Consider the following 7,189-nt stretch of genomic DNA (forward strand, 5'->3'; position numbering starts at 1 on the left):
CCCCATGTTTTTGTAAACATGGGGCTTTTTAATATTTCAAATCAGGCGCTTGTTTTGATCGTATTGATTACATTGCCCCATGGGTCTTCAAAGGCGCGGTTATTGCCGCCTCGCGTATCTTCCATCTCAACCCATCCAAGGCCAGTGCGGTCCTGATCACGTTTACCAGCACCAGAGCTCTGCCAGGCATTTGCGCCGATGTGGTGATGATATCCACCCGTAGACAAAAAAACTGCCTTGTCGCCATAGGTCTGCACGGTATCAAAGCCCAGTTGCTGATGCCAGAAAGCTTCGGCATCCTTTGCATTGCCCACGCGCAAGTGGACATGACCAATGACGGTATTCTGTGGCGCACCGTTCCATTCACCGCCCTCACGATCGATAACATCGAGAAGGTCTTTAACGTCAAGCGCATCGGTACCCATTTTCACGCGATCACCGTTCCACTGCCAGGTATTGTGTGGGCGATCGGAATAGATTTCGATGCCGTTCCCTTCTGGATCGGTCAGATAAATTGCTTCACTGACATTGTGGTCGGATGCACCGGCAACGGGCAACTGCTTGTCGATAGCCCGACGCGACCAGCGTGCGAGATCACCACGTGTCGGCAACAGAAATGCCGTGTGATAAAGACCTGCACTGCGTGGATCATCAGGTTTAGCCGCGGAAAACTGTTCGATTTCCATCAGTTCGCGATCACCGGCGCCCAAAACAATGGAAGCGCCACGGCGTGTCATCTCCCGCAAACCCACAACGTTGCGATAATACTCTGCAAGGCCTTCAGCATCGCGCGCCTTAAGACCAACACGCGCTACACGTACTGGTGTCGTCATTGCGAAGGGCAAAGGTGCGTTTTTTGCAGTGTTGTTGGAAACGACCTTTTCGGTGGTGGCCGTCTTCAGCGTCTCAGTCATTTCATTCTCCTTCGGCGGCATTTCTGCGCGCGCGGAAAGAATATTGCTCATAACGGCTGCGCCTGCAGAACCAAGCATAGTTCTTCTGCTGATGACCATAGTCGTTACATCCTCTCCGTAGTTATCTTCTCGCCAAAGATCACAATTTGGGGAGCGTTTCACAAGATAGCGATCATCGAACAAGCTGTTCATCATTTGCGTCAGTCATCTTCGAGTACCCGTCTTATACCAAGGCGCTTAATACTTTTCGCGCTATGCAATTAGAGCGTGTCCCGCTTAATCGCACCCATGGCGCTCGCTCTAAATTCTTTTAACTGTCGCATGTTCGCGGGAGCTCAAATGAATCCATTTGAGCGCGACACGCTTTAGCAAGCTTGAAGACATGCAAAATCGCCTCTAAATAGGAGGCATGAAAGTCAAAGACACAGATATCCTCATTATCCCCGGCTACACCAATTCCGGCCCCGATCACTGGCAGACCCGTTGGGAGAGCAAACTCTCGACGGCTCAGCGTGTCGAGCAGGCCGAATGGTCGAAACCCGTAAAGGACGATTGGGTCGCACAGCTTGTGAAAGCGGCCAATGAGGCCACAAAGCCTATTGTTCTGGTCGCGCATTCACTGGGTGTCGCGACCGCGCTTCACGCCATGCCGCACATTCAGCATAAGATTGCTGGCGCATTTTTTGTGGCACCACCGGACGTCTCAAATGAAAAGATCCGGCCCAAGCATCTTATGACCTTTGGTCCTTATCCGCGTGAGCGTTTGCCTTTTCCGACGATCACAGTCGTCAGTCGCAACGATCCGTTCTCAAGCTTTGAAGCCGCAGAAGAGGTTGTGAAGGATTGGGGCGCGATGTTGATAGATGCAGGTGAATCCGGGCACATCAATTCGGAATCAGGCCACGGCCCATGGCCTGAAGGCTCAATGGTTTTTGCTGAATTCATGACCCAGCTGCAACCTGTAAAACATCACTAATTCAATAAGTTATAAGTACATCTGATTAAATAGATTCATATCCAGTTTAAAAGCGGCAGATGACAATCCATCTGCCGCTTTTTTCTTATGCGCGAACAGCATCCACAAGCGTCTTGGCACCGAGGCGAATGTAGCCGCCGTCATTTCCTAATGTCAGAAACTGGAAGCCAAGCGGAATATAGCGACGTGCGAATTCTGCCGAAGGCGAGTAAATGCCTGCAAATTTCCCTGCAGCAGCTGCCTTGCGTGCAATGATACTAATCGGCTCGATGATTGCTTCGGAATCCGGATTGGCTTCGCGGCCATTGCTCCAGGCAATCGAGAAGTCGGCAGGACCAACGAATACGCCATCAATACCGCGTACATCGAGAATCGCATCAAGTGCGTCGTATGCATCGCGCGTTTCAATCATCGCGAAAGCCAGCGTGTCCTGATTGGCCGTCACGAGATAGTCATTCGAACCTGGCGCGCCGTAATCGGCATTGGCTCGGAAAACGCCCCACGAACGCTCACCAACCGGCGGATATTTCATCGCTGCTGCAAATCTGCGTGCATCTTCAACCGAGTTGATCATTGGCGCGATTACAGCCTGAGCGCCAAAGTCGAGCGCACGGCTTGCCATATCAAAACGCCCAACCGGAATACGAACGACGGGTGGCTTTCCTGCGTTCAGGATCAACCCAAGACTGCGCAGCACACTTTGCTCATCATGGCCACCGTGCTGCATATCAAGCGTTACAGCCTCAAGAGCACTGTGAGCCAAAACCTCAACTGTCAGTATTTCCGGCAAGGATGACCATGCGGAAAGAACTGTTTCTCCGGCACGAAGACGCGAAGACAAAGACATGCTTATTCCCCTACTCAAGAGCATTTCCTGTTTAGACTGAAACAATGGAAATGTTCTATCTATTTGTTTTTACGCGCATCTTTCTCCGAAAACCGGCTCCCGCTTTTCGGGATACGCTCCAAATGATAAGGGCGAAAATGCGCTTTGCATTTCCGCCCCTGAATATCATTTAGTCCTTTTGGACCTGCTGAATTGCTTCCTCGAGGAAAGCAAACATCTTCTCGCGAATGGTTTCGTCCGTCACTTTCACACTCGCCGCGTCGAAATCAGCACGCAGCTTGCGGAAGACGTCTTCATCACCCGCTTCTTCAAAATCAGCTGCAACAACTTCACGAGCATAGGCATCAGCGTCTACATCGTGCTTGCCAAGCAATTCTGCGGCCCAGAGACCAAGAATCTTGTTGCGGCGAGCTTCTGCCTTGAAGCGCAACTCCGCATCAAGTGCGAATTTGCTTTCGAAAGCGTTGCGGCGGTCATCCATGCCAGTGGTCATTAATACAGCTCCCAAGACTTTAAGCATTTCCTGCAAAAGCAGTTAAACTTTTGCATAAGACAATGCAGCAAAACAAATGCTTAGCGCGTGTACTGAGACTTATCCCAAAATTCAACACGCTCTAAGTTATGCGAGGTCGTCATCCGTTCTCTTGCCTAAAGCTGGCAAGGGGCGCAAGATTATACAAGAGCCAAACAACACTTTCTTGATTTATCCGGCTCTGAATCACTTAAAACGGGGGAACGGGTACAAAGCAGGATTGTTAAAAGCCCACAATTGCTATACGTAGCCCGCGAGAATAGCGGCAAAAGCCGATCATCACATTTTTGGAAATCCGAGAAAAGCCATGAACCGTCGCCGCCGTATTTACGAGGGCAAGGCCAAGATTCTTTATGAAGGCCCTGAGCCCGGTACGCTTGTCCAATTCTTCAAGGATGACGCAACCGCGTTTAACGCGAAGAAGCATGAAGTTGTTGACGGAAAAGGCGTGTTGAATAACCGCATCTCCGAGCACATTTTCACCCAGCTTAACCGCATTGGAATTCCAACCCACTTTATCCGCCGTCTCAACATGCGTGAGCAGCTGATCAAGGAAGTGGAAATCATTCCGCTTGAGGTTGTTGTGCGTAATGTTGCTGCCGGTTCGCTGTCAAAGCGCCTCGGCCTCGAAGAAGGCACTGTTCTGCCACGCTCGATCATCGAGTTCTATTACAAGGCAGACGCGCTCGACGATCCAATGGTCACCGAAGAGCATATTACAGCTTTCGGTTGGGCAAGCCCTGCGGAAATCGACGACATCATGGCTCTTGCCATTCGCGTCAACGACTTCCTCACCGGCCTGTTCCTTGGCATTGGCATCCAGCTTGTTGACTTCAAGATGGAGTGCGGCCGTCTGTTCGAAGGCGATATGATGCGTATCGTCGTCGCCGACGAAATCTCGCCAGACTCAGCGCGTCTTTGGGATGTCACCACAAATGACAAACTCGACAAAGACCGCTTCCGCCGCGATATGGGCGGGCTGGTTGAGGCCTATCAGGAAGTGGCGCGCCGTCTCGGCATTATGAACGAGAACGAAACGCCTCGTCCTTCCGGCCCTACGCTTGTGAAGTAAAATCCGCACAGCCCGGCAACTCGCGTTCCGGGCTGTTTTCATTGTTGTTACGCGAGAGCGTTTACTGTTTTAACTGAACCATGCGAAACGCTCTAAGTAATTTTGTTTGTCGCATTATCCTACGCAAAACCGCTTCGCACTTTTGCTGGAAATGCTCTAGATCAGCAGGTACTACTCAGTGATCAAGGCACGCGTCACCGTTACACTGAAAAACGGCGTTCTCGACCCACAGGGCAAAGCCATTGTAGGCGCGCTCGGTAGCCTGGGTTTCGAAGGCATCAATTCTGCCCGTCAGGGCAAAGTCTTCGATCTCGAACTCGAAGGCTCGGACAAGGCAAAAGCTGAAGCCGATCTCAAGGCCATGTGCGAGAAGCTGCTCGCCAACACGGTTATTGAAGATTACGCGATCGTCATTGGCTGACAGGCTGCGGATTCAGATTATTTCTTGCGCGCCTTCAGAACAGCTGATGAGCGGTTTTGAAGGGCACTCAAATTCAAAGAGACGTAAAACGCCATGAAAGCAGCAGTCGTTCTTCTTCCCGGCCTTAATCGTGACCGCGATATGATTGCGGCCATAACAAAGATTTCTGGTCAGGCGCCTGTAACCGTCTGGCAGACTGATACCAGCATCCCCGACGATGTTGATCTGATCCTCATCCCAGGTGGCTTCTCCTACGGCGATTACCTGCGTTGTGGTGCAATTGCAGCCCGCATGCCCATTATGCAAGCTATTCGCGAAAAGGCCGATAAGGGCATAATGGTCATCGGCGTTTGTAACGGCTTCCAGATTCTCGTCGAAGCCGGAATGCTGCCGGGCGCTTTGATGCGCAACACTTCGCTGAAGTTCGTCTGCCGTGAAGTGAAGCTTGAAATCAGCAACGCCAATACCGCCTTCACACGTGGTTATCAGCCTGGCCAGATCATCCGTTGCCCTGTCGCCCATCATGACGGCAACTACTTCGCTGATGACGAAACGCTCAAGCGTATCGAAGGTGAAGGTCAGGTTGTATTCCGTTATGCGGACGGGACAAATCCAAACGGCTCGGTCAACGATATCGCAGGCATCGTCAATGCGCGCGGCAACGTCCTTGGCATGATGCCTCATCCTGAAAACCTGATTGAAGGTGCACATGGCGGAGATGATGGCCGCGCACTTTTTGCAGGCGCTCTCGGTATCGCTGCCTAAGCGATTAGCCGCTGATAAACAGATCAAATGGCCTTCGTTGCAAAACGGCGGCCATTTTTTATTGCCTTAAATCGGACGGTTCAATTGAGCTGGCAAATGAGAACTCCGTTCTCAGGGCCTAGCCTTGCACAAAAATTCATGGCAGCTTGATCGTCAGATACTTCCTGAATAAACCGAATCGGGGAACGATATCGATGCAGCTATATTCACGCCCACTCTCCCCCTATTCCGCTTTTGTACGTGGTGTTCTTTATCTCAAGGAACTACCGTTCAAACCTATTAACCTTCCCTATCCGTTTCCAGAAGACTTCATTCATGTGACGCCTTTAAAGCGTGTTCCGGTGCTGATAACCGGCTCTGGAGAGACACTATTTGAAGCAGCCATTATCGCCGAATATCTGGAAGACCATTTTCCAGAAACGCCTGTTCTGCCCGGTAGTCCCCGGGAGCGTGCGCTCATTCGGCTTTTGGCACGCGTGACTGAACTCGAAGTGCTCGGGCCAGCGATGAAGCTGTTTATTCTGCTCAGCAAGCCTGAGAAGGACGACGCCACCATTGATCGACTGTTCACCAAGCTTCGTACAGGTTTAAGTGTGGTTGAATCACGGCTCACCGATCAGGCTTTTGCGCTTAGCGATGCGCCAACGCTCGCCGATGCGTGGCTGGTGCCTGTGCGGTTTCTCATGGAACCGCTGAAGAAGCTTTCTGGAAAATCAGATTTGCTGGAAGCTTACCCAAAATTCGACACATATGCGGTGAAAGCAAAGCAGGATCCGGTGTTCGAACTTATCTGGAATGAAATGAATGACGGGTTGAAGGCTTTCATGCCGCAGCTTGCCTGAGTTATCCCAACCAATACTAAGCGCATTCTTTAAACATGCGCTTTAACTATTTGTTCTTGCGCATTTACCTCCCACAAAACCGCTTCGCGCTCTTGCAGGAAATGCCTTAATATCTTGTTTCTACGCGTTTATCGGCCAGCCAAACCCTTGATGGCTCTGCTGAAAACGTTCTGATGGAGTCTTCCTTGAAGAATAAGACCATTGCGCTTGTAGCACTTCCAGCGCTTGCACTGTTTGCAGCTTGTACGCCGAAGCCTGCACCCGGCCCCGTTTCTATCGATTCCAATAAGGCAGCACTTCCGACCATGGAGCGCATAGCACTTGGGGCAAACAGCTGCTGGTTCAAATCCAAGGATAAGGATTTCCGCGGCTATACACTTGCACCGGAACTCAACTCGTTTACCGGGCGTCCACGTTTTCTGGTGGTGTCTTCGCGCAATTTGGCAGGACGGCCACTGCTTGTTGTCCAAGCCCAAGGCAACCCTGCCCGCATCGAGGCTTTTGGTCCGATGATGCAACAGGCGCATGGCGGCCGCATTGCCAAGGACATCAATCGCTGGGCGTCCGGTCAGAAGGACTGCTGATCCATTTTATCAGCGCCTACTGCATAATTCCTTAAACCTGAATCAGTTTAAGGAATTATGCTGTAAATATAGAGTGTTAGAGCGACCTTTGTGCGCCCAAGAAGGCGCACGGCGCTCTAGGGTCCAGACTCAATTGAGCCACCATGTGACGATGGCAGCGATATAGCATGTGGCTGTAAAGTTCAGCATGAGCTTGTCATATCGTGTCGCGACCCTCCTCCAGTCCTTGAGGCGGC

Annotated in this window: 9 protein-coding genes and 1 pseudogene; 6 read left to right on the top strand and 4 right to left on the bottom strand. The window is 51.3% G+C overall.

Annotated features, from left to right (window positions below):
* Positions 1-41 precede the first annotated feature (41 nt).
* On the bottom strand, positions 42-1,013 hold the full coding sequence (locus OIV19_RS12215) for a VOC family protein (protein WP_264231810.1): 972 nt from the start codon (positions 1,011-1,013) through the stop codon (positions 42-44).
* A gap of 310 nt (positions 1,014-1,323) precedes the next feature.
* Between OIV19_RS12215 and OIV19_RS12220 the strand changes: the two genes are divergently transcribed.
* Positions 1,324-1,890: an RBBP9/YdeN family alpha/beta hydrolase gene (locus tag OIV19_RS12220; RefSeq protein WP_264231811.1), complete on the top strand. Its 567-nt coding sequence runs from the start codon at positions 1,324-1,326 to the stop codon at positions 1,888-1,890.
* An 85-nt stretch (positions 1,891-1,975) separates the two neighbouring features.
* Here the strand turns inward: OIV19_RS12220 and OIV19_RS12225 are convergent, their stop codons facing one another.
* Positions 1,976-2,743, bottom strand: a complete 768-nt coding sequence (locus tag OIV19_RS12225) for an HpcH/HpaI aldolase family protein (protein ID WP_264231817.1) — start codon at positions 2,741-2,743, stop codon at positions 1,976-1,978.
* Positions 2,744-2,906: 163 nt separating this feature from the next.
* Positions 2,907-3,230, bottom strand: a complete 324-nt coding sequence (locus OIV19_RS12230; RefSeq protein ID WP_264231812.1) for a DUF1476 domain-containing protein — start codon at positions 3,228-3,230, stop codon at positions 2,907-2,909.
* A 346-nt stretch (positions 3,231-3,576) separates the two neighbouring features.
* On the opposite strand from OIV19_RS12230, the gene purC reads away from it, so the two are divergent.
* From purC to OIV19_RS12255, 5 genes are all read left to right on the top strand, one after another.
* Positions 3,577-4,341 carry a phosphoribosylaminoimidazolesuccinocarboxamide synthase gene (purC, locus tag OIV19_RS12235; protein WP_095446471.1) on the top strand — a complete coding sequence of 255 codons (765 nt, stop codon included), beginning with the start codon at positions 3,577-3,579 and terminating at the stop codon, positions 4,339-4,341.
* Positions 4,342-4,519: 178 nt separating this feature from the next.
* On the top strand, positions 4,520-4,762 hold the full coding sequence (gene purS / locus OIV19_RS12240) for a phosphoribosylformylglycinamidine synthase subunit PurS (protein WP_094576949.1): 243 nt from the start codon (positions 4,520-4,522) through the stop codon (positions 4,760-4,762).
* A gap of 93 nt (positions 4,763-4,855) precedes the next feature.
* Positions 4,856-5,527: a phosphoribosylformylglycinamidine synthase subunit PurQ gene (gene purQ / locus OIV19_RS12245; protein ID WP_151096058.1), complete on the top strand. Its 672-nt coding sequence runs from the start codon at positions 4,856-4,858 to the stop codon at positions 5,525-5,527.
* Between the two features lie 194 nt (positions 5,528-5,721).
* Positions 5,722-6,369, top strand: a complete 648-nt coding sequence (locus OIV19_RS12250) for a glutathione S-transferase family protein (RefSeq protein WP_095446469.1) — start codon at positions 5,722-5,724, stop codon at positions 6,367-6,369.
* A 185-nt stretch (positions 6,370-6,554) separates the two neighbouring features.
* The gene (locus tag OIV19_RS12255) at positions 6,555-6,953 is read left to right on the top strand and encodes a hypothetical protein (RefSeq protein ID WP_095447878.1); all 399 of its coding nucleotides are present in this window, start codon (positions 6,555-6,557) and stop codon (positions 6,951-6,953) included.
* Positions 6,954-7,082: 129 nt separating this feature from the next.
* Here OIV19_RS12255 and OIV19_RS12260 read toward each other — a convergent pair.
* Positions 7,083-7,189: pseudogene (locus OIV19_RS12260) on the bottom strand (IS5/IS1182 family transposase); the annotation flags it as partial.

Source organism: Brucella sp. HL-2 (genome assembly GCF_025846885.2).
In the GTDB taxonomy this organism is placed as follows: domain Bacteria; phylum Pseudomonadota; class Alphaproteobacteria; order Rhizobiales; family Rhizobiaceae; genus Brucella; species Brucella quorumnocens.

Excerpts from the sequence above, each read along its gene's own strand:
- OIV19_RS12250 (WP_095446469.1), top strand. The coding sequence starts at position 5,722 with ATGCAGCTATATTCACGCCCACTCTCCCCCTATTCCGCTTTTGTACGT.
- OIV19_RS12215 (WP_264231810.1), bottom strand. The coding sequence starts at position 1,013 with ATGGTCATCAGCAGAAGAACTATGCTTGGTTCTGCAGGCGCAGCCGTT.
- OIV19_RS12220 (WP_264231811.1), top strand. The coding sequence starts at position 1,324 with ATGAAAGTCAAAGACACAGATATCCTCATTATCCCCGGCTACACCAAT.
- purQ (WP_151096058.1), top strand. The coding sequence starts at position 4,856 with ATGAAAGCAGCAGTCGTTCTTCTTCCCGGCCTTAATCGTGACCGCGAT.
- OIV19_RS12230 (WP_264231812.1), bottom strand. The coding sequence starts at position 3,230 with ATGACCACTGGCATGGATGACCGCCGCAACGCTTTCGAAAGCAAATTC.
- purC (WP_095446471.1), top strand. The coding sequence starts at position 3,577 with ATGAACCGTCGCCGCCGTATTTACGAGGGCAAGGCCAAGATTCTTTAT.